The sequence below is a fragment of the Bacillus sp. BC08 genome (assembly GCF_054326875.1).
In genome coordinates, this window is sequence record NZ_JBTGPA010000011.1 from 82,149 (window position 1) to 105,722 (window position 23,574).

19 protein-coding genes and 1 pseudogene are annotated in these 23,574 nt (G+C 33.5%); 19 read left to right on the forward strand and 1 reads right to left on the reverse strand.

Going from position 1 to position 23,574, the window contains the following annotated elements; genetic code table 11:
• Positions 1–191: 191 nt before the first annotated feature.
• The 19 genes and pseudogenes from spoIID to tagH all read left to right on the forward strand — a co-directional run bounded on the left by spoIID (position 192) and on the right by tagH (position 23,253).
• Positions 192–1,211 carry a stage II sporulation protein D gene (gene spoIID / locus ACXVYO_RS01990; RefSeq protein WP_073517180.1) on the forward strand — a complete coding sequence of 340 codons (1,020 nt, stop codon included), beginning with the start codon at positions 192–194 and terminating at the stop codon, positions 1,209–1,211.
• Positions 1,212–1,318: 107 nt separating this feature from the next.
• Positions 1,319–1,795: pseudogene (locus ACXVYO_RS01995) on the forward strand (AMP-binding enzyme); the annotation flags it as partial.
• 116 nt (positions 1,796–1,911) lie between these two features.
• A complete protein-coding gene (locus ACXVYO_RS02000; protein WP_458465898.1) occupies positions 1,912–2,919 on the forward strand; it encodes a LytTR family transcriptional regulator DNA-binding domain-containing protein in 1,008 nt (335 codons plus the stop codon).
• 201 nt (positions 2,920–3,120) lie between these two features.
• Positions 3,121–3,963 (forward strand): ABC transporter ATP-binding protein, encoded by an 843-nt coding sequence (locus ACXVYO_RS02005; protein WP_163095916.1) that lies wholly within the window; start codon positions 3,121–3,123, stop codon positions 3,961–3,963.
• A complete protein-coding gene (locus tag ACXVYO_RS02010; protein WP_088064857.1) occupies positions 3,963–4,670 on the forward strand; it encodes an ABC transporter permease in 708 nt (235 codons plus the stop codon). The genes ACXVYO_RS02005 and ACXVYO_RS02010 overlap by 1 nt, the downstream gene beginning before the upstream one ends.
• A 161-nt stretch (positions 4,671–4,831) precedes the next feature.
• Positions 4,832–5,737, forward strand: a complete 906-nt coding sequence (locus tag ACXVYO_RS02015) for a peptidoglycan DD-metalloendopeptidase family protein (RefSeq protein WP_458465899.1) — start codon at positions 4,832–4,834, stop codon at positions 5,735–5,737.
• Between the two features lie 287 nt (positions 5,738–6,024).
• Positions 6,025–6,159 carry a hypothetical protein gene (locus ACXVYO_RS02020; RefSeq protein ID WP_000008903.1) on the forward strand — a complete coding sequence of 45 codons (135 nt, stop codon included), beginning with the start codon at positions 6,025–6,027 and terminating at the stop codon, positions 6,157–6,159.
• 152 nt (positions 6,160–6,311) lie between these two features.
• Positions 6,312–6,692 carry a triple tyrosine motif-containing protein gene (locus tag ACXVYO_RS02025; protein WP_098239249.1) on the forward strand — a complete coding sequence of 127 codons (381 nt, stop codon included), beginning with the start codon at positions 6,312–6,314 and terminating at the stop codon, positions 6,690–6,692.
• 394 nt (positions 6,693–7,086) lie between these two features.
• Positions 7,087–7,359, forward strand: a complete 273-nt coding sequence (gene spoIIID, locus ACXVYO_RS02030; protein WP_000544012.1) for a sporulation transcriptional regulator SpoIIID — start codon at positions 7,087–7,089, stop codon at positions 7,357–7,359.
• Between the two features lie 161 nt (positions 7,360–7,520).
• A complete protein-coding gene (mreB, locus tag ACXVYO_RS02035; protein WP_000457991.1) occupies positions 7,521–8,522 on the forward strand; it encodes a rod shape-determining protein in 1,002 nt (333 codons plus the stop codon).
• 295 nt (positions 8,523–8,817) lie between these two features.
• Positions 8,818–10,059, forward strand: a complete 1,242-nt coding sequence (locus ACXVYO_RS02040; protein WP_458465900.1) for a glycosyltransferase family 4 protein — start codon at positions 8,818–8,820, stop codon at positions 10,057–10,059.
• Positions 10,010–11,308 (forward strand): glycosyltransferase, encoded by a 1,299-nt coding sequence (locus ACXVYO_RS02045; protein ID WP_458465901.1) that lies wholly within the window; start codon positions 10,010–10,012, stop codon positions 11,306–11,308. Before ACXVYO_RS02040 ends, ACXVYO_RS02045 begins: the two co-directional genes overlap by 50 nt.
• A gap of 151 nt (positions 11,309–11,459) precedes the next feature.
• Positions 11,460–11,825, forward strand: a complete 366-nt coding sequence (locus ACXVYO_RS02050; RefSeq protein ID WP_240687584.1) for a hypothetical protein — start codon at positions 11,460–11,462, stop codon at positions 11,823–11,825.
• Positions 11,825–14,389, forward strand: a complete 2,565-nt coding sequence (locus ACXVYO_RS02055; protein WP_458465902.1) for a CgeB family protein — start codon at positions 11,825–11,827, stop codon at positions 14,387–14,389. The genes ACXVYO_RS02050 and ACXVYO_RS02055 overlap by 1 nt, the downstream gene beginning before the upstream one ends.
• Before the next feature lie 541 nt (positions 14,390–14,930).
• A complete protein-coding gene (locus ACXVYO_RS02060; RefSeq protein ID WP_458465907.1) occupies positions 14,931–16,583 on the forward strand; it encodes a glycosyltransferase in 1,653 nt (550 codons plus the stop codon).
• Between the two features lie 153 nt (positions 16,584–16,736).
• A complete protein-coding gene (locus tag ACXVYO_RS02065; RefSeq protein WP_458465903.1) occupies positions 16,737–19,427 on the forward strand; it encodes a heparinase II/III domain-containing protein in 2,691 nt (896 codons plus the stop codon).
• A 74-nt stretch (positions 19,428–19,501) separates the two neighbouring features.
• Positions 19,502–20,785 carry a nucleotide sugar dehydrogenase gene (locus ACXVYO_RS02070; RefSeq protein ID WP_088093295.1) on the forward strand — a complete coding sequence of 428 codons (1,284 nt, stop codon included), beginning with the start codon at positions 19,502–19,504 and terminating at the stop codon, positions 20,783–20,785.
• Positions 20,782–21,588 (forward strand): ABC transporter permease, encoded by an 807-nt coding sequence (locus ACXVYO_RS02075; RefSeq protein WP_458465904.1) that lies wholly within the window; start codon positions 20,782–20,784, stop codon positions 21,586–21,588. The genes ACXVYO_RS02070 and ACXVYO_RS02075 overlap by 4 nt, the downstream gene beginning before the upstream one ends.
• A gap of 15 nt (positions 21,589–21,603) precedes the next feature.
• A complete protein-coding gene (gene tagH, locus ACXVYO_RS02080; RefSeq protein WP_458465905.1) occupies positions 21,604–23,253 on the forward strand; it encodes a teichoic acids export ABC transporter ATP-binding subunit TagH in 1,650 nt (549 codons plus the stop codon).
• A 47-nt stretch (positions 23,254–23,300) separates the two neighbouring features.
• Here tagH and ACXVYO_RS02085 read toward each other — a convergent pair.
• The coding region (locus ACXVYO_RS02085) for a UDP-N-acetylglucosamine 2-epimerase (RefSeq protein WP_176541828.1) at positions 23,301–23,574 on the reverse strand (274 nt) is incomplete at its 5' end.

Genomic DNA, 23,574 nt, shown 5'->3' on the forward strand with positions numbered 1-23,574 from the left:
GTCTTTTGGCGTAGGGGCTATTTTTTTGGGTTATTACTGTTATAGTCAATAAATTCTATACTTATGCACGTACCAGTAAAAATATTTAGAAAATTTTCGTTTTAGCTGGTTCCCCTTAAGTATGTTCTAAAAGAAAGAGTTGTTCCATAAGAATGAATGGAGTAAAGCTTTTGGATATTGGGGGAAATAAGATGAAATTTTCAAAGCCACTTTTCATCACAGTAGCGCTTCTCATAGCGCTCGTTATCATTGTACCTGCTGCTCTTGTTATTCCGTTTGCGAAAGCAAAGGTAGGGGAAGAAGCAGCTTCTAAAACTCCTCCAGCAATAGAAAGTATACCAGCTCCAGGGAAAGTGGATACAGCGGTGCAAGTTGCTGTATATCGTGAGAAACAGAAAAAGGTAGATACATTACCTATGGAGGAGTATGTGACCGGTGTAGTAGCTTCTGAGATGAATGCCAGTTTTGAAATAGAGGCGCTAAAGGCGCAGGCATTAGCAGCGAGAACATTTGTGGTGCAGCGTATGCTAAGCGGAGGAAAGAAAAACAATGCGGACGTGACAGATACGGTGAAAGATCAAGTGTACAAAAGTAAAGAAGAATTGAAGAAACAATGGGGTAATAACTACGAAAATAATTTGAAGAAAATCGAAGAAGCCGTTTCGAAAACCGCAGGACAAGTTTTAACGTATGATGGAAAACCAATCTCAGCATCCTTCTTCTCAACGAGTAATGGCCGGACAGAAAACGCGGCTGATTATTGGGGAAATGATTATCCGTACTTAAAGAGCGTAGATAGTCCGTGGGATCAAGCTTCTCCAAAATTTACGAGCGAGCAAACATTTACAGTAGCTGACTTCCAAAAACGTCTCGGTGTGAAAGTGCTAACAGACGGAAAAGTTGGTGATATTAAAGGGCGCACAGAAGGAAAACGTGTAAAAGACGTAGCGTTTCAAGGGAAAACATTAACCGGAAGAGATGTGCGTGACAAATTAGATTTACGCTCTTCTGACTTCACGTGGAAACAAGATGGAGATAAAATCATTGTTACGACAAAAGGCTTCGGCCACGGCGTTGGCATGAGCCAATACGGAGCAAATGGCATGGCAGCGGAAGGCAAGAAATATACAGATATCGTTGCTCATTATTATAAGGGTGTCGAAATAAAGTCGATGAATGATTATGAAGGAAAGTTAATGGTGAAGAAGTAGGGGGAAAAGAGACCGTTCCAAGAGGTATGTTGGGACGGTTTTCTTTTGTTAGTAGATAGGTTCCTTGTCGAATCGTTGATATATTAAAAAATCGTCAATGTTCAGCGATGACAGAACTTTGTTTAAGGGGCCCATGGATCGCTGGAAGCTATTACAAGGATGAATGTACAGAAGAATCAATGAAAGACGGTTGGCTCTATACAGGAGACATTGTCACGGTTGATTCGGAAGGATTTATTAAAATTGCTGATCGTACGAAAGACGGAATTAAAATTGGAGGTAAATGGATTTCTTCCGTAGATTTAGAAAATGCCTTAATGTCGCACGATAAAGTGTTAGAAGCATCTGTTGTGGGCGGTGCCGCATGAAAAATGGCAAGAACGTCCGTTGCTTACGTTGTATGAAAAGAGGGACAAGCAGTAGAAAGGGAAGAGCTGTATGCTTTATTAGAAGCAGAGTTTCCGAAATGGTGGATGCCAGACGATATTTTGTTTGTAAACGAAATTCCGAAAACATCTGTAGGGAAGTTTTTAAAACGAGCGCTGCGTGATCAGCTCAAGACGTATATGGTAGAGCAAAACTAGAGAAGAAGGCTATCCTTTCATTTGGATAGTCTTCTTTTTAGAATGTTCCATAAAATATCAAAATTTTCCATTAATTGTTTGATATAATAAGATAAAAAGCATTTGGGGGAGACAGAATGGCGTTATTGGAGTTGAGACAGTTAGGAAAAACGAACCAGTTACCAGTAGTTGAACTGACGGTTGAGAAGGGACAATGTGTTGTTTTGCAATGCAATAACCATACAGCTAAAGTGTTGCACCGCATCATTATTGGTGAGGAAGAAGCTTCAACTGGCAACGTGCTATTTGAGGGAGAATCGATTGGAAAGAAAAATTATTCTCGCATCGGTTTTTGTTTTTTGAAAGATGAAGCATACGAACGTTTGAAGGTAAAGGAATACTTTAAGTTCTTAATAGGGCTGTATGGATCAAATATGAGCACGGAAGAAGTCGTACAATATGTCGGTCTCTTAGATAAGTTAAACGTTAAAATAGAGAAATTATCATTTTCAGAGAAACGTCGCCTTCATATCGGGCGAGTTATGATTCATAATCCGGATTTAGTTATTTTGGAAGAGCCAGAGCAAAATGTAGATACAGAGAGCACGATTATTATTCGAAAAGCAATTATGGCAATGAAGGAGAAAGGAAAAGCGATTTTTATTACGTCATCCTTTCTATCAGACGCCCTTTCGTTAACAGAGGATGTATACATTTTAAATAACGATGGTGTGAAGAAAATAGAAATCGAACAAGAAGAAGTTGAAGAGGTTGATGAAGAAAAGGTTGTTCAAATGATTCCGCAAATGAAACTTGAAAGAATTCCAGCGAAAGTGAACGATAAAATTATTTTACTTGATCCGATGGAAATTCATTTCATTGAAACGCAAAATGGAGTGACACATATTCATGTACGCGAAGGTGATTTCGTATGTGCATTAACATTAAGTGAACTAGAAGCGAGATTAACAGGATTCGGTTTCTTTAGATGTCATCGCTCGTACCTTGTGAATTTACAAAGAGTACGAGAAGTAATTACGTGGACTCGTAATAGCTTTAGTTTAATTTTGGATGACGAAAGAAAAAGTTCAATTCCGCTTTCAAAAGGACGAATGGATGAATTAAAAGGTGTGATTGGGCTGTAAAAATTACCCCAATAAGCTCAAAATACGATTCATTCACCGGTAAAAATACTCCTTTTACCGGTATTTTACTGCGTAACCTCTTTGTTTTTCATATGATTGAGTCAAGAAAAGCGAAACAAACAAACGAAAAGCGAAATAAACAAACGAAAAGCGCTAAAGCGACTTTCATCTATAAAAGAAAAAAACAAAGGGGATGACGAGATGACATTAGCAATTGAAATGAAAGATGTAATGAAAAGTTTCAACGAAAAAACGGCACTTCGAAATGTAAATATTGAGGTGAAGCAAGGAGAAATTTTTGGATTCCTCGGACCGAGTGGATCTGGAAAAACGACAACAGTAAAGATTTTAACTTCTCAATTGCTGCATAGCGTTGGAACAGTGAGGGTACTAGGTAAAGATATTACCGGACCAAGCAGCATCGATTATAAACGAATCGGTATTTTAACAGACAATAGCGGCTTATACGAAAGACTTAGCATTTATGATAACTTACTATTATTTTGCGACTTATACGATTGCAAAAAAGAACGAATCGATGAAGTACTAGCGCAAGTGAATCTATTAGATGATAAAAAAACACCAGTAAAGAAACTATCAAAAGGAATGAAGCAGCGCGTTACATTAGCTAGAGCAATCCTACATAAACCAGATATCCTCTTCTTAGACGAACCAACATCTGCTCTTGATCCAGTAAACGTACAAAACATTCATAAAATCTTAAAAGACCTAAATAAAGAAGGGACGACGATTTTCTTAACAACGCACAACATGGATGAAGCAGAAACACTTTGTAATCGCATCGCCTTTCTATGCGGTGGGGAGATTGTAGCGCTTGATACACCGGAAAACCTTCGCTTGCAATACGCGAAAGACCAAATACAAGTCGTATTAAAAGATAAGCAAAAAGAAATCGTACAAAAAGACGAATTAGGTGCAAAACGTATTTCGGAATGGATGAAAAAAGGTGAATTACTATCCATTCATTCACACGAACCAACGCTAGGCGATATCTTTATTGAAGTTACTGGGAGGGGATTATAATGACATTTTCAATGAGAAGATTTTCAGCTATTTTTCGGAAAGAGTTACAGGATTTTAAAACGAATTCACAAACTTTAATTATGTTGTTAATGCCACTTGTCTTTTCGGTATTATTTAGTCGCTCCGATAATATGAGAGAAATTGGAGCGAATTCATTAACTGCGATGACGTTAGTTATGGTCGGAGGTTTTGTACAGGCAATGCTCATTGCTGAAGAAAAGGAAAAAAATACGCTTCGTGTTCTTATGCTATCACCAGCATCATCAATTGAAGTATTAATTGGTAAAAGTTCATTAACAGGTCTGATTACAGTTGCAATCTGTTTTATTAATCTACTTATTTTAGGTAAATTAGAAGGTAATTTTGCATTATTATTACTTATCTTTGTTCTCGGAATGCTAATATTTAACCTTATTGGTACTTGTATTGGATTATTAGCTCAAAATGTACCACAAACATCAACAATTGGATTGCCAATATTAATGATATTTCTTTTCGGTGATTTAATTGGAATGTTTGTGAAGAATGAAGTCGTTACAAAAATAATCGATTATTTACCAACTCGTCATATTGGTGTGGCAGTTAGCAGTGTTATAAAGGGGGAGGGTTTTAGTGCAATTACTAGTAATTTATTGAACATAATAATTTGGTTAGTTGCGGTACTTGTTATTACACTCTTCGTGTATAGAAAGAAACAAATGGACTAAAAACTGAGCTGAAACGCTCAGTTTTTTCTTTTTTCAATCATTTCCTCGGAAATTTTACAATTCCTATACATATTTTTACAGATTTTGTCGAAAAGTAATTAGTTATACGTTGTATAGGATACGTGAATATTGTTCAAAATGATTGCTGAGGTGATGATGGAATGCGAGGAAGAAATAATAAAAAGTCGCAAAAGGTAGTACATTTATTTCAAAAAAGATGGGTGTTTCCGGCACTGTACATTGCTTGTGCAGCGGTAATCTTAATGGTTGCGCTATGGTTCCAAGGAGCTAATCCGAAGAAGACTCCGAACCAAGATCAAGCAACACCGTATACACAATCGGAAGATCCAGCAGTACCAGTAACGAAATCTTCAGAAGTAGTGAAAATGCCAGCTGCCGCTAATGCGGAAGTAGTCGTACAGAAGAAGTTCTATGAAGATGCAGCAACTGAGGCGGAACAAGAAAAAGCACTTGTCTTTTATAACAACACATATTCCCCAAATAAAGGAATCGACATTGCTGCGAAGAATGGAAAAGAATTTAATGTAGCAGCTGCTTTAAGCGGTACAGTAACGAAAGCTGAAAAAGATTCACTTCTTGGTTATGTTGTAACAGTTGATAGCGGAAATGGTGTAGCAGCTTCTTATCAAAGCTTAGGCAGTGTAAAAGTAGAAAAAGGTGCACGAGTTGCACAAGGTGAAGTATTAGGAAAATCCGGTCTAAGTGCAATGAATAAAGAAGCAGGTTCTCACGTTCACTTTGAAGTACGTAAAGACAATGTGGCTGTGAACCCTGAGCGCTACTTAAATAAATCAGTAGCAGAAATTAAAGCTGAAGCAGGCGCTGCAAAAGCAACGAACGCTTCTGGTAAAAAAGCTGAAGACAAATCTCAAAAAGAAGAAAAGTCAACGAGCACGAAACCAGAAAATAAAACAGAAGATAAGTCTCAAAAAGAAGAGAAATCAACGAGCGGTTCGACTAGTGACAAAAAAGAAGAACCGAAGAAAGAAGAAAAATCAACAAATGGTTCTACAGAATCATCTAACAGTTCTTCTTCACAAGAATAAAAAAGTGGAAAAATCAGTTCTCACTAGGAGAGCTGATTTTTTTACTTTTACCCCGCATTAACGGGCAGTAAGACCCCTACTTCAAAATTCAGTGAAAGTTAAGAAGTTAGGCCTGGGATCAACTGCCCGTAAAAGTCCGATTGGTTCAACTAATAATCAGTGGGAAATGGCACCCACTGATTAAAGTTTCACTTTATATAAAAATACTCAATTTCGAGAAAAAAATTGCAATAACAAGGAAAAATGACGAGATTCTCGAATATATATTACAAAAGGGAGGGGATACTGTGTCATTTTTGTTTGTTCTGTCGACTGCTATTATTTTATTGTTTGTTTTATTCACTTTATATTATTATATTGCCGGTAAGAAAGAGGTTCCCCACCATCAATTGTTAGAAGAAGAATTGGAACGAGAAGAATGACACCTTATATATAAGGTGTCATTTTTTTATGATTTATACTTATATGTTAGAGAAATCAATTTCATAGTAAGAACTGTTGATGAAAAGATGATATAATTCTTACTTGTTAGAAAAAAACTGTGTAACTTGTAATGAATTTGAGGAGGAAGTAAATGTTTAAGAAAGTGTTTGTACCATTATTCGCTGCAACAGTATTAATTTCTGGTTGTAACAAAGAAGTAGCTAAAGAGAGCCCAAAGGAAAAAGTAGAGCAACATAAAAAAACTGCGCCTGTAAAAATCGATGAGGTTAAGATTAATACGGTTAATGGAAAAAACTTGATGGTAGATGTAAAAGCAACAGGAGAAAAGCTAACGTATGCATATTACATTTATAAAGGAGAAGAAATAGTAGAAAAAATTTGGTATAAACCTGAGAACTCCTTAAAGTATGAAGTAAAAGAACCAGGTAAATACAAAGTTAAAGCGTATGCTAAAGATGCGAATAAGAAGATAGATTCTGTGTATACAAACGAAGTGACAATAGAAAAGTAATTATATTTTATTCATAGGCTTTAGACAAATAAAAAGGAATACCCATTAACATTTTGGGTATTCTTTTTTGTTTGTCTAAATAGTAATATGCGTTAGAACGCATGGTTTAAAATAAAGAGTGTTAAAGTATTGAGATGATGATTTTTTACCATAAGCACTAAATCTTTTTATTTAGTCCGCAAAAAAAGTGAACATGTAGCATATATCAGTAGTGCGGGCAATACAATGGTATAAACCAAAGCAAAGAGAGTGTTTGAGGTGAGAAATCGTGAATCATTTCATTATAAATCCAAGAATGTTTAACGCTTACAAACAGCACTCACACTTACTTCTTAGTCGTATGCAGCGAGGCTCATTTCACACTTCTCACATCCAATTTAGGGAGGCGAGTGGTGTGCACGATTACATCAAAGAGAGAACTATCAAGATTGGTAAGTATATCGTGGAGACAAGAAAGACAGTGCGTGTCATTGCAAAGGAATTTGGGGTATCAAAGAGTACAGTCCATAAAGATTTAACGGAACGTCTACCAGAAATTAATCCAGAGCTCGCAAATGAAGTGAAAGAAATTCTTGATTATCATAAGTCTATTCGTCATTTAAGAGGCGGAGAAGCAACAAAACAAAAGTATAGAAAAGAAGATGTAGAAAAGCCGGTACGTCAATAAATATGCGATCGCAAACATTCCGTTTCAATTCGGTAATATTTTTCAGAAGAATTCTTTTTGCGAATATTACGTTTCTGTTAAATTTATGATAAAATCAGAAATTAGGTGTAAAAGAATTCGGGTGTAACCTGATTTTGAATATCGAGGAGGAAAAAACGGGAATGTTTGCGCGAGATATCGGAATTGACCTAGGTACGGCTAACGTATTAATCCATGTTAAAGGTAAGGGTATTGTATTAAATGAGCCATCTGTTGTTGCAATTGATCGTAACACAGGTAAAGTATTAGCAGTAGGTGAAGAAGCAAGAAGTATGGTGGGACGTACGCCTGGTAATATTGTAGCAATTCGTCCACTTAAAGATGGTGTAATTGCAGATTTCGAAATTACAGAAGCAATGTTAAAGTATTTCATTAACAAATTGGACGTAAAGAGCTTCTTTTCAAAACCTCGTATTTTAATTTGTTGTCCAACAAATATCACATCAGTAGAACAAAAGGCAATTCGTGAGGCTGCTGAACGTTCAGGTGGTAAAACAGTATTTTTAGAAGAAGAACCAAAAGTAGCCGCAGTTGGTGCTGGTATGGAAATCTTCCAACCAAGCGGTAACATGGTTGTTGATATTGGTGGAGGTACAACAGATATCGCTGTACTATCTATGGGTGATATTGTTACCTCTTCCTCTATCAAAATGGCTGGCGATAAGTTTGATATGGAGATCTTAAACTACGTTAAACGTAAGTATAAGCTGTTAATTGGAGAACGTACTTCAGAAAATATTAAAATTAAAGTTGGTACAGTATTCCCAGGTGCGCGTAGCGAAGAGCTTGAAATTCGCGGACGTGACATGGTAACAGGCTTACCACGTACAATTACAGTATGCTCTGAAGAAATTACAGAAGCACTAAAAGAAGACGCGGCTATCATTGTACAAGCTGCAAAAGGCGTACTAGAGCGCACGCCACCAGAACTATCTGCGGACATCATCGACCGCGGTGTTATTCTAACAGGCGGTGGAGCTTTACTACACGGTATCGACATGCTTCTAGCAGAAGAACTAAAAGTACCAGTATTAATTGCTGAAAACCCAATGCAATGTGTTGCGGTTGGTACAGGTATTATGTTAGAGAATATTGATAAATTACCACGTCGTGCACTAAAATAAAATTAAAAAGTACCTATGCAAAACATGAGAGTGTATTTCATTTTGCATGGGTATTTTTGTTGTTTTATATAATTCCTATATATAAATTTTTTTTCAGGTGAATTCTAATATTATTATTAAATGTGGATTTATGGATTTTAGGAAAGGTATTTAACTCATGAATGTTTCATAGTATTCTTAGATATGTGTAAATCTTACATTTAGATTTTTTTTGATAATATTTGATTTTAAGATTTAAATAACAATGATTGTTTAAGTAATACTAACATCATAAGTGAGCGGAGATTAATTTAGTATGAAAAAAATTTTAATGGTAACACAAAATTTTTATCCGGAAATTGGTAGTGCTTCTAATAGGATGAAAAATATATACTTGGAATTAAATGAACGAGGTTATGATGTCAAGATATTAACTTCTGATCCTAGTTATCCAAATCGTAATTTATACAAAGATTCGAGTTATTGGTATGATGAAAATATAGAAAAAGATATAGTACGTATCCATCCAAAAACACGAAAATATACAAGAAACCTTTTTCGAAGGTTGATGCTGTACATAGAGGTTGCTGTTAGGTTGATTTTGGCAATTTGTAAGGATAAAGAGAAATATGATTATATATTTGTTTCCACACCATCCATCTTTATCCCTGTAGCAGGGATGTTTGCGAAACGAAAAATGAAGGCGAAATTAATTGTAGATGTAAGGGATTTATGGCCGGAATCCTTAATAGGCATAGGTTTTTTTAATAAAAAGTGGATATTAAAATTTGCTTATAAATTAGAGTATAAAATATATCATGCGGCTGATAACATTATTATTAATAGTAAAGGTTTTTATTCTTATATCTCCTCTACAGGTATTGCCCCTAATCGCATTTCATTTATGCCTAATTCTTTAACGGAAAAAGAATTATCTATTGTTCCGAAGAGGAACGACAGTGATAAAGTAACTGTGATTTATACAGGGAATATAGGATTAGCGCAAGATATAGAAAAATTAATTTTGATTGCAGAGTATTTGAAAGAGTATAAGAATATTTCATTTAAGATTATTGGATATGGTTATCAAAAGAGAGAGCTTGGAGAGAGTATCGAAGCAAAGCAACTTCCAAATATGCAATTGATTGAGCCCAAAAATCGTGAAGATACTCTCGCTGAAATTGTTAATGCAGATATAGCATATGTGAGTTTAGTGGAAAAAGATGTATTTAAAAAAGTTCTCCCGGGGAAAGTAATGGATTATATGAGTATGAGAAAACCGATTGTTGCAGATGTTGCTGGTTATGCAAAAGAGGTTGTTGAAGAAGCTCAGTGTGGTTTTGTTACTGAAGATAGAACGGTTGCTGAACTAAGCGATTACATTATCAAGTTAGCACAGGATAAGCAGTTACGAAATCGACTAGGTGAGAATGGATATCAATATGCATTTCGAACATTACGCTGGAAAACAAATATTGAAACTTTATTGAAAATATTGGAGGAAAGAGATGTCACAGAAGAAAGTGTGCATGTTTGTATGGAATCACTTCACAAATGATGCACGTGTATTAAGAGAATGTACAGCCTTGGCGGAATCTGGGTATGAGGTTGATTTAATTTGTATTCACGATTGGAAACAAGAGGATCTTCCTTTATGGGAAAAGCGTCAAGAGGGCTTTACAGTAACTCGTGTGAAGAATAGAGTACCGATATTACAGAAAATATTTGGGGTGGCTAAACGCGTCAAAAGGGTGGCGATGAAAAATATCGCTACAATGACTGTACTTGGTCTATTATTGGCATTAGGAATTTGGAAGTTCCCTATGATAACAGTTAGTTTGCTATTACTAGCTTTATTATTTTCGCAGAGAAAGGTTGCTACTTTATTTGTGAGAGGAGCAATTTTGTTTAGGATGGTTCGAGCAGGATTAAAAAAGAAGTACGATATATATCACTCGAACGATTTAAATACATTACCACAAGGATTTATATGTGCGAAAATATTGAGAAGGAAAAAATTAATTTACGATTCTCATGAAGTACAGACGAGCAGGACAGGATATAACAGTAATATTTATGGGATTATGGAGAAGTTTTTTATTAAATTTTGTGATGTAATGATTATGGAAAATCATACAAGAGCAAAGTATACAGAAGAATTATATGGTTTTTATCCAAAAGTCATTCATAATTATCCATTTGTTTCGCGTCCGGAACTGAGTAAATCAATTGATTTACATGGAATATTAAATGTTTCACGAGATGAACCAATCCTTTTATATCAAGGTGGAATTCAAATTGGACGTGGTCTTGATAAATTGGTACAAGCAGTTCCTTTATTTAAACGGGGTGTAGTGGTATTCATTGGAGATGGCCGAATCAAGCCTGAATTACAACAAATGGTAAAAGATATGAAATTAGAAGAGCGAGTAAAGTTTATACCAAAAGTGCCAGTACAGGATTTAATTCATTATACAAAGAATGCCTATTTAGGATTTCAAGTATTAAATAATGTTTGTTTTAATCATTATTCTGCTTCTTCTAATAAATTATTTGAATATATGATGAGTGGTGTACCTGTAGTTGCATGTAGTTTTCCTGAAATTCAAGGTGTAGTTGAAAAAGAAAACATAGGGGTTTGTGTTGACTCGCATGATCCAGTTTCAATTGCGGATGGGGTAAACTACTTATTAAATAATCAGGGCGATAGGGAAAAAATGATGGTAAATTGTTTAAATGCAAGGGAAAAATATAATTGGCAAAGAGAAAAAATGAATTTTATAAAAATTTATGAAGAAATTATATAAAATTTTTCTGTGCCTAATTGAATAAAATAACGGTTTTTCTTTAGGGATAGTATAGCGATTGAAATGTATAAATTGTATATAATTTTTACAGTATCTTTTTAATTTTATTATAGAATTTTCTAATTGTTTATTTAAATATGGAGGTATAGCTGTGGCAAAAAAAAGGTTTCACCCTAAAAAAGTAACTAATAGTGTAGATAATGAAGAAAGTTCTGTAGAGTTACTGAGTGAATTTTACAAATTATCATCTGAAGTGATAGAAGAAAATGAGAGATTACATCAATATGAAGCTTTTCGTTACGACTATTTACAGTTGGTAGAAAAATATATGAATACAGTAGACGATTTACAGAAAGTTCGAGAGGAAAATAAAGAGTTAAACAAACTTTCAAAAAAACAAGAGAAAGAATTAAAAGTATTGGATAGAAGGTACAAGTCCTTAAGTAACTCGAAATTAGGAAGATTAACTTTATGGTACTGGTCATTTAAGAAAAAGAAGAATAAGGTGGGTAAATGATGAGTGTTTCAACAAAAATCAATCAGCTAATAAGTCTTAGAGAAAAGGTTGCTAAAGATTTAGGATTTTATGTTGACTTTGATTTAGCAAATTCAAGTTGGTCATACTCTAAAAAGGCTGGTCAAATAAAAAAGGTACACAATGGATTATATAGTGTCAAAACAGGTGATAAAGGAGTCTATATTCTTCATAATAATGAAGGAGAGGGATTCTCATCTGCTCCGGAAATGTCTTCATTTACAGTTGAAAATATTCAATCTGTAAATGTAAATATAGAGGGACATCAAAAAGGTTTGCAAGATACTTCTATATATATCTTTTTCTATGGAAAAGAAGGGGTATTAAAACGAGAGACTATAAGATTGAATGAATCTAAGGAATTAACGGTTCCAAGTGGATGTGAAAAAGCTCGCATAGTTTTATTTGTAAAAGGTACTGGTACTTTGCAAATAGATAATGTTTTTATAACAGGTATTCCTCTTGAAATTAAAAGTGATAGATATAATGATGCAAACATATATGCGCTAAGCGATAAAGAGTGGGTTTATGATACTAAAAAGATAACGATGCACGGTGAGCATAAAGGTCAAGCAAATATAACTAAAATTAATACATCAGGGCAAGGAGCATTTCTTTTTCGCAAATTACCATTAAAACAAGAGAAGAAAGAAATCAAAAGCCTGATTATTAAAGTAGCTCAACCTGAAAATAACAAGCTTACAGGTTATGTGAATTTATTAGTACATAATGAACAGGAAGGGATTCAAACTATTAGGATAAGTTTGGGCGAAACTAAAGCAGTGTCCCTAAGAAATAACGATATTTTAGAAGAGACCCTATCCTTTTTTGTAAAGGGTACGGGAACCTTACCTACAAAATGTATTGAGATAGAAATAGCAGATGCAGTGAAGCAAGGTGTAAATTCAGCTATAGATAGTGAAGTTTTTACTCTTAGCCCAAATAGCCTTTTAAAATTAGTTGGGTATGAGACACCACAATCATTAAAAGAGTTAAAAATAGCTTGTATTTTTGATGAGTTTACAATGAATTGCTATAAAAATGAAGTGGATCTCATTACATTTAGACAGGATAATTGGAAGGAAGTATTTTCAATAAATCGACCTCATTTATTATTTGTTGAATCAGCATGGAAAGGAAATGGGGGAGCATGGCAATATAAAATTGCTAAATATAATAATCAGGATAAATCAGAACTAAGAGAGTTAATAAATTGGTGTAGAGAAAATAAAATACCAACGATTTTCTGGAATAAAGAAGATCCAATACATTTTGAAAAGTTTATTGAAACAGCTTCTATGTTTGATCATATTTTTACTACAGATGCAAATGTGATTCCAAGATATAAAGAAGTAGTTAAGCATGAAAATGTATATGCGCTACCATTCTCTATTCAACCAAATCTGCATAATCCAATTCAGTTAATTAATGAGAGACAAGAAGGAGCTGTGTTTGCAGGCTCTTACTACGGTAATCGTCATGAAGCACGTCGTAAAGATATGGATGATCTATTTGAAGTTGGAATGAAACATGGTTTTACAATTTATGATCGAAATTATCATAATGAAAATCCAGATTTTCGATTCCCTATCCAATATCAATCAGCAGTTAAGCCGTCTTTACCATATTCTCAAATTGATCAGGCGTATAAAGGATATAAATTTATGTTTAATGTTAATTCTGTAAAAGAGTCACCGACTATGTTTTCACGTCGTGTGTTTGAAGGATTAGCATGTGGCACACCGATTGTAAGTACGTATTCTGTTGGAATCGATGAAATCTTTGGTTCTGAATTAATCATAATGGATGAAGAACTTGAAAAATTAGAAGAGACATATGTTTCAGTAATTCAAAATTCAATTGAATATAATAAACGCGTATTAGAAGGAATACGTGTGGTTTATGAAAAACATACGTATGAAGAGAGATTGTGGTTTATTCTTGATAAAATAGGGATTGATGTTAAGGAGAGAGACAATCATTCAGTAGGCGTAGTAGCCTTCGTTCAAACAGATAAAGAAGCTGAAAAGGTATATAGTGAATTTCAACGACAAAATTATCAACATAAAAAATTAATTTTAGTAACCGATGTAAATATTAAGGTATATGCAGATGTTATAACTATTAAAAAGTATGAGGTAGAAAGCTTTATAGAAGAAGAGTCTTCATTACAATATTATGCTTTATTTAGTTCAAATAATTTTTATGGTGCTAATTACATTCGAGATTTGGTTATTGCGGCTCAATACTCTAACGCTGAAGTAAACGGCAAAGCTACTTATTATAGTGAAAATGTAGAATCGATGGTTGGTAAAGATGAACAAACTTATACTTATGTACATGATTTAGAGCCAGCGGCTTCTTTAATTAGCCGGGAGGTAATTTTAAATTTAGAACATCAAAAGCGAATGGAACTATTAGAAGAAAAACAATCTATGGACTTTTTATTCAAAATAGGAGTTCGTTTATTTAGTGCCGATAAATATAATTTTGTTAAAAATGTTAGTGATTCAGTATTAGGGAATATTCAGGAAGTTGAATTATAAAAATATTATTCCTACATTCTTTAATCTATAACTGAAAGGATTAAAAGTAATGACAGAACGATTAAAAATTTTATTATATGGTGATGTAGACTTAAATTTAATAGATGGATCAGCTATGTGGTTAGTTTCATTAACTCAAGTTTTACATGAGGATAAAAATATTGATATTGATATACTTCAGAAGCGACCTATTATTAACAATAAGCTGGTCAAGCCTTTATTAAAAAAGGAAAGGGTTAATTTTATTGACCCTTTCTCATGTGCTAAAGGGAATGAAGGATGGTATAAAAGAAAACGTCTACTTGTTGATGATGCTATTCAAAAAATTAAAGAGCAAGAGAAGCAGCATAATTATGATGTGATTTTAGTTCGTGGATTTGAATTAGCGTATAAACTTTCTAAAATACCATTCTTATCAAAAAAGATATACTCGTATATAACAGATTTCCAACATGATAAGGATAAGATTGACGAAAAGCAATTAGAGTCTTTAAAATCCATTTATCATAATTCGCGATACTGTATATGCCAAACACATGAAATGAAAGAATATTTAAACGAAGTATTAGATGTGTCTGGAGAAAAGTTTTTTATTTTGAATCCAATGATTCCTAACATGGATTCTAATAAACCAAATTTTGTTATTGGGAAAAAGTCTTTAATTTATACAGGGAAGTTTGCTAAGGATTGGAATTCAGATGAGATTTTAGAAGCTTTCGCAAAGATTGTGCGAACTAACCATGAATTTCAGTTGGTAGTAGCTGGAGATAAATTTAACCTTCATCCTGAAAATCCAAATTTTAAAGAAGAAGTAACTCAAAAATTGAAAACTTATAAGAATGTAGATTGGGTTGGTGGAGTTACTAGGGAAGAGGTACAAAAATTAATCCAGCAAAGTGATATTGGTATTGGATGGCGAAACAATAGTCTTAATGATAGTTTAGAATTGTCTACAAAAGCATTAGAGTATGGGGCATTGGGAAAACCGGTTATTTTAAATCGTACCCCTATGCATGAAAGACTATTTGGTTCTGATTATCCGTTTTATGCAAATAGTGAAGAAGAATTTGTTTCTTGTATTACGCAGTCTTTAACTAATAATGATATTTATGTAAGTGCAGCTGAAACGGTATATAAGGTTTGTACCGATTTTACGTTTGCCAAAACTTACGAGAGAATATCTCCGTTTCTTTGGGAGGCAAAGAATAAAAGGATTAGGCTTGTGTTTGCTGGCCATGATTTGAAATTTGCCAAAATGTTTATTGATCGTTTTGCATCTAGAACGCGTTATGAAGTAGAGATTGATCAATGGAAGGGACATAGCGTAAATGACGAATCACACAGTACAAACTGTTTAAATTGGGCAGATGTTATTTTTTGTGAATGGGGATTAGGTAATGCAGTTTGGTATTCTAATAGAGTTAGACAAGACCAAACGTTAATTGTAAGAATGCACCTACAGGAAAGAGAGACTAAACACTACTTAAAGTTTAATTATGATGCTATTGATTCAATTATTGCAATTTCTCCATATATTCGTGATGAATTTGTAAATAACTGTGGTATACCAAGTGATAATATGGTCATGATTTACAATGCTGTGAACTGTAAGAAATTTGATTTAGAGAAGTACGAAGATACTCAATTCAATTTGGGGATTACAGGAATTTGTCCATCTCGAAAACGATTAGATCGTGCAATTGATATTTTTGAGAAGCTAAAAGAAAAAGATTCTCGTTATACATTACACATTAAGGGGCAATTACCAACACATTATCCTTGGTTATGGAAAAAAGAAGAAGAAAAAAAATATTATGAACAAGTATTTAAGCGAATTAATAGTAGTAAATGGCGTGATTCTATTATTTTTGATGGGTTTGGAAACGACATGGATACGTGGTTCCAAAAAATAGGCTATATTTTATCAACTAGTGATTTTGAAAGCTTCCATCTTGCTCCAGCTGAAGGAATGGCTTCTGGTGCATTTCCTATAATTATAAGGTGGGAAGGGTGTCATACAATTTATGATGAAGATTTTATTTTCGAGAATGTTGATGAGGCAGCAACCTTCATATTGAAGAGAAATCAAGTTATGGGGCCTAATGATATAGATGTAAGAACTTATGTGAGGCATCGCTTTGATATTGAAAAGATTTTTGGTGATTGGGAAGAATTAATAGCAAGATTAAGATAAAAAGAAGAATGTTAAATGCATATTTATAATAATGCATTTAACATATTTATAATATCTTTAGATAAGATGTTGCTTTTAGTAAATAATAGAATGTATTTAATGATTAAAGTATGAATCATGCCTTATTTTAATGAAAATGAGGAGTTGTTCTTAATGGAATTATATATTCCTACAGGTATGACAGTGGAAAAAGTACAAGCGATTCTTGCGGTCTTGCCGGGAAATAGAAATAAAGATTATGTAAAAGCTGCCAACCTAATGATAGAAAAAAATACTTATATGATTCCTCCATTCGGAAGTAGTTCATATTCTAATTTAATTAATTGGAATGAACCGAGGGAACGGGGATATTTAAGATTAATACACGGTCATACGTTTTTAGGATGCTTAATAGCCGCGTATAATGATACTGGTGATATGAAGTATATAAAAAAATCTATAGAGTTAATTAAAGATTGGATTAATAGTCACGCATTTGAACATCACCGACATTCCATGGCTTTTCATGATGAAACTACAGCGCTGCGTCTACAGTATTGGTTAAGATTCTACATCTTTACACGTCAAGTGTTATCAGAGGAAGAAATTATATTGTTAGAAAAAAGTATGGAAGACACTGCAAAACTTTTATCAGAGGACTTTTTTCATTCTACTAATACAAATCATGGTATGTTTCAAGATAGGGCGCTACTTACTTATGCATCATATTTTAAAGGAGAAAATCCTTCTCTTGAAAAATATATAAAGTTGGCTGTAACACGTTTAAAGGATTATTTTGAAACGGTCTTTACTGAGGAAGGGGTTCATAAGGAGCATTCACCATCTTATCATTTATTAGTAGCTTCTAATATCAAGAAGTTAGCAAACTGGATGAAGGAATTTGATAAGGATGTAAGTTTAATTTTTAATAAGATTTATAAAAAAACAGAAGAATATGCCATACATATTATTCGTCCGGATGGTTCTTTACCACCAATATGTGATACGGAAGCAAATTTAGTGAAAAGTAATTATTGGGATTTATATGAGAGTGATCAGTATCTTTATGCAGTTACTAAGGGGAAAAAGGGAAAGGCCCCTACAGAAGATGATAAGGTATTTCCTAAATCAGGATATGCAATCTTTAGAAATGATTGGAGTAAAGAAGAGAAGGCTACTTATGTTTTATTTACAGCTGCTTATCATGGAGATTACCATAAACATAGTGATGATTTAAATTTATATATTTATTCCGATGGGGAAATTATTACAGAAGCGGGTCCTAATGGATATAATTATAAAGATCCTTTTACTGAATATGCGTATTCATCATTTGCTCATAATACACTGATTGTTGATGGAAAGGGCTTACCTAGAACTGATCGTCAGTATGAAAAAGTCTATTTATCAGATTATGAAATCAACAAAGACAAAGTTGAAGCGTCGGGAATTAACCTACGGTATGCAGGTGTTGAACATAGTCGTACTGTAAGTTACATGAAAGACGAAGAAAAAATAGTAGTGAAGGATTTGGTGAAATCTGATAAACGTCATGAATATAAGTTATTATGGCATGTTGCATCAGATATTATAGTACATGTAAGGGATCGTATTGTTGAATTGTTTCGTAACAACCATAAAGTAATGGAAATAGAAGTAACTACAGTTACTGGCGTTAGTATACGGGCATTAAGTGAACAAACAAAGCCTCAGGTGAGTGGTTGGGTATTTCCAAAAATGGGGGAAAGACGAGGTACCACGACAATTGAGGTGGATATTAGTGGTTCTAATGTAGAGTGTATAACAGAATTTCGATTAAAGGATTTTAAATTAGGTAGAGACGATTTGCTTCCCTATAATTTAGAGAAAACATTCATGAGTACACGTAGTTTAAGGTATCATTTTGAGGAAGCTAAGAATCCGAAACACAAAAATAAATTATTTGTTGTTTTTTCCGCTATGGCACCGGAATATAAGTTTGCTTTCAACTATATGAGATCTTTAAAGGACGTAGATGTTAATAAGTTATTTATTTTAGATGACTTTGGGGATCAGGGTGCTTATTATTTAGGGAATAAGAGAGATCATGCTATTGAAACTGCAGTATCTTCGTTAATTCAATATATTATGGCTAAACATAAGATTTGTCATGGACAGGTTACTACAATAGGATCCTCAAAAGGAGGATATGCAGCAGTCTACTTTGCACTAAAATACTATTTTGGAAATGTTATAGCTGGTGCACCACAGAGTAAGCTTGGACATTTTTTAATTAATCAAGCTAATCATAAAAATATAGCAAGGTATATTGCAGGTGGGGATGAAGAGTCAGATTGCTTTTATCTGGATCAATTAGTATTTCAGTTATTAACTCAGCCCAATGAAGTTTCACCTAGCATAAATCTTGTAGTGGGAACAAAAGATCATCACTATTTGAACCACGTAATGCCTTTATATGAAATGTTGGTTGAAAATGGATATGAAGTTCAACTTGAAATAGAAGAAGATTTAACTCATGCAGATTTAAAAGTACATTTTCCACTTTATTTACAAAATAAAGTAGAAGAAATTCTAGATAAAAAACAATCTTCTTTATCTAACGTTGAAGAACCTATTATCCATTCGATTGACATTAGGTATATAGAAGGAAGTAATATTATTTTGACATGCGATGCCACGGGAAGTAATATACAATACGCATATTACGTTTATAAAGATGGTCATACAATTGATAAGTTTATGTATACTATGAAATCACACCTATATTATGAATTAAAAGATTTAGGTGAATATATGTTTAAAGTTTTTGTTAAAGATCAGTACAATAGAATTATTACAAAAACTTTCAAATTTGGTAAAGTATAATTAAAGATGTTATTACTAGTTTTTTAATAATCTATTAATAAAATAATATATTTATAAGATTGGGGAAAGTAATTATGAAAATTTGTACAATGGGACTAGGTTATATCGGATTACCGACATCAGCAATGTTTGCAAAATACGGAACAGAGGTAGTAGGTGTAGACATTCATCAGAAAGTAGTAGATAAGCTGAATAATGGGGAAATTCATATTGAAGAACCAGGTCTTGGAGAAGTTGTAAAGGAGGTAGTTGCAAATGGAAAATTCCGTGCATCTTTAACGCCAGAAGAGGCAGATGCATTTATTATTTCTGTTCCAACACCAAATCATGATGATGAACATAAGTCTTGTGATTTATCATATGTTTTAACAGCTACAGAAAAAGTATTGCCATTTGTAAAAAAAGGAAATGTTATCATTGTCGAGTCTACAATTGCACCACGTAGTATGGATGATTATGTAAAACCTTTAGTGGAAGAAGCTGGATTTAAAGTTGGAGAGGATATTTACCTTGTTCATTGCCCAGAGCGAGTTCTTCCAGGACAAATTTTACATGAGTTAGTACACAATAATCGTATTGTGGGGGGCGTAACTCCTGCTTGTGCAGAAGCGGGTGCTCGTGTTTATGGTGTGTTTGTAGAAGGCGAAATTATTAAAACAAATGCAAAAACAGCAGAAATGTCGAAGCTTATGGAAAATACATTCCGTGATGTAAATATTGCGCTTGCAAATGAGTTAACAAAAGTGTGTAATTCACTAGATATCAATGTATTAGATGTAATTGAAATGGCTAATAAACATCCACGTGTAAACTTACACTATCCAGGCCCTGGGGTAGGTGGACACTGTTTAGCAGTTGATCCGTATTTTATTGTTGCCAAAGCACCTGAGTTAGCAAATATTATAAAATTGTCTCGTGAAACAAATGTTTCTATGCCGCATTATGTGACTGAAAAAGTAAAAGAATTGCTTGCAGGTGTTGAAAATCCAAAGGTAGCAGCATTTGGTGTGACGTATAAAGGAAACGTAGATGATATGCGTGAAAGTCCAGCAATGGATGTAATTGATTTAATCCGAAATGAAGGAATCACAGTTTCAGCGCATGATCCGCATGTAGAATCTGATTTCTTTGAATTACATTCTGCAGAAGAAGCTGTTAAGGATGCCCATTTAATTCTTGTATTAACAGATCATGATGAATTTAAAACAATGAATTATGAATCATTGGCACCATACATGGCGAAAACTGTTGTTTTTGATACACGTAATTGTGTACAAGCAGTGTCAACTGATGAAATGAAAATCATCAATTTTGGTACTTTATATGAGGCATTGAATAAAAATGTGATGATGGTATGAAATCGTTAAAAACCATTATTAAAGAACAATATGAAAATCTATATTTAATCCGGAGATTATCATTATATGAATTAAAACAAGCTTATGCAGGTAATTTATTAGGATTATTATGGGTGTTTTTGAATCCTTTATCACAAATTGGTGTGTATTGGTTAGTGTTTGGATTAGGGATTAGAGGAGGAGCGCCAGTACATGGCGTTCCTTACTTTGTTTGGCTAGTTTGTGGGTTAGTTACATGGTTTTTTGTAGGAACAACAATTACTCAAAGTGCTAATTCAATATATAGCAGGCTTAATACTGTATCTAAAATGAATTTTCCATTGAGTATTATTCCTACATATGTGGTAATCTCACAATTATATACACATTTGATTTTAATTATATTTGCATTGGTTATTGTTATTTTTAATTTGGGGTTTAGTACAATCAATATATTAGAATTATTGTATGGATTAGTTACGTCTACTGTCTTTTTAATAGCGTTATCTTTTTTAACATCGACATTATCGACTATGTTAAGGGATATTCAATTATTAATTCAATCCGTAACACGTATGTTGTTCTTTTTAACACCTATTTTTTGGGAACCTAAGGAAAATATGTCGAGTTTATTATTATTTATTATTAAGATCAATCCGCTATATTATATAGTGGAAGTATATCGTGGAGCTCTAATTTATAATGATACGTCTATAGTTTTATCATGGTACACATTATACTTTTGGGGAACTGTAACCATATTGTTTCTTGCTGGATCTATGCTTCATATTCGATTCCGCAAGCAGTTTGTTGACTACTTATAAAAGGTGAATGATTCAATGAATTATAAAGTTAAGTTTGAACATGTTACAAAAAAGTACAAGCTGTACAACAAGCCCTTTGATAAGCTTAAGGATTTATTTTTTAGGAGCAAAGATGGAGAATATCATTATGCTTTGAATAATATTTCTTTTGAAGTGCCAGAGGGGGAAATTGTTGGAATTGTAGGTTTAAATGGTTCTGGTAAGAGTACACTGTCGAATTTAATTGCTGGTGTTACGATGCCTAATAAAGGAACAGTGGATATTAAAGGTTCAGCCGCATTGATAGCAATTTCTTCAGGGCTTAATGGTCAATTAACAGGGGTTGAAAATATCGAATTAAAAGGTTTAATGATGGGGATTACAAAAGAGAAGATTAAGGAAATTATTCCTGAAATCATTGACTTTGCTGATATTGGAAAGTTTATGTATCAACCTGTCAAAACTTATTCAAGTGGAATGAAATCCCGACTAGGATTTGCGATATCAGTTCATATTAATCCTGATATTTTAGTGATAGATGAGGCACTTTCTGTTGGTGACCAAACGTTTACGAAAAAGTGCCTAGATAAGATGAATGAATTTAAAGAACAAGGGAAAACAATTTTCTTTATTAGTCATTCGCTTTCTCAAGTGAAAAGTTTCTGTACAAAAGCAATTTGGCTTCACTATGGTCAAGTAAAAGAATACGGGGATATAAAAGAGATAGTCGATCATTATAATGAATTTCTGAAGAAATATAATCAAATGAGTGTTGAGGAAAGAAAAAACTTAAGAGAAGAACAAATATCTCAATTTCAACATGGCTTATTGCAAGGGAATCAAACCAGTAGCGAGAAAAAACGTAAAAAAGGGAAAAATACACGCCGGAAGTTTAAAAGGAAGAGTCGTCTGATTACAGGAGTCTGTATAGCTCTATTAGCAGGTATAATTTCCACAGGCTTGTATTATAAAAATTTACTACCATTCAACAATGAAAATAAATATACTGAAAAAATTGTTTCAAATAAGAATGTGACTGAAAATAAGCAAATGGTAAAGAAGGAAAAAGAAGAAGCGAAGTATATGGTAAACAGTAATGAAATCAGTATTCGTGAAGAAGCAGATGCAAGCAGTAAACGATTAGCTGTAGCAAACTTCGGGGATATTTTTACCATATCTGATAATAATAAAAGCGAGAAAAAAGATGTTGAATGGATACAAGTAAAACTATCAGATGGTGAAATTGGATGGATAAATACAAAGTATATTGAACCGTTTAAATCGAATAATAACATAATTGAGGACGCCAAGTTAGCGGATGTAACTGCGTTGTTAAAACGTGTATATGGAGGGAATATGGAAAGTGCTCCTACTTATTTTGGTAAAACAATAAATGAGTTAAAGGAAACTTATCCTAAACCTTTAAATCCATTACCGAGTATGATGGGAAAAACGATTGTTAAAGATGGCAATATTCAATTTGGCATTTCACAAGATAAGGTAGTGGAGGTTGTATTCCAAGATATTTCAATGTCGATTGCAAAGTTACATGAATTATTAGGAAAAGAAAGCTTAAGTAATGATGTAGAGAAAAACTACTTTTATGAAACAAAAAGTTACTATATTGCAGCCCGTTCAGATCAGACGCATAAAGAAATTCAATCTATATCAATTGTAAAGAAATGATTAATAATAAAAAGAGCCAAATCGCATATGATTTGGCTCTTTTTTATTTACTTATTGAAGTGTTGTAAAATTGCTTCTACAATACGCTCTGATGCACGGCCATCACCGTAAGGATTAGATGCTTTTGACATCTTATCATGAGCTTCTTTATCTGATAACAATTCATCAGCAAGACCAAAAATTGTCTCTTCGTCTGTTCCTGCTAATTTCAATGTACCTGCTTCAATACCTTCTGGGCGCTCCGTTGTATCACGAAGAACAAGAACCGGTACACCTAATGACGGCGCTTCCTCTTGTACACCACCAGAATCAGTTAACATT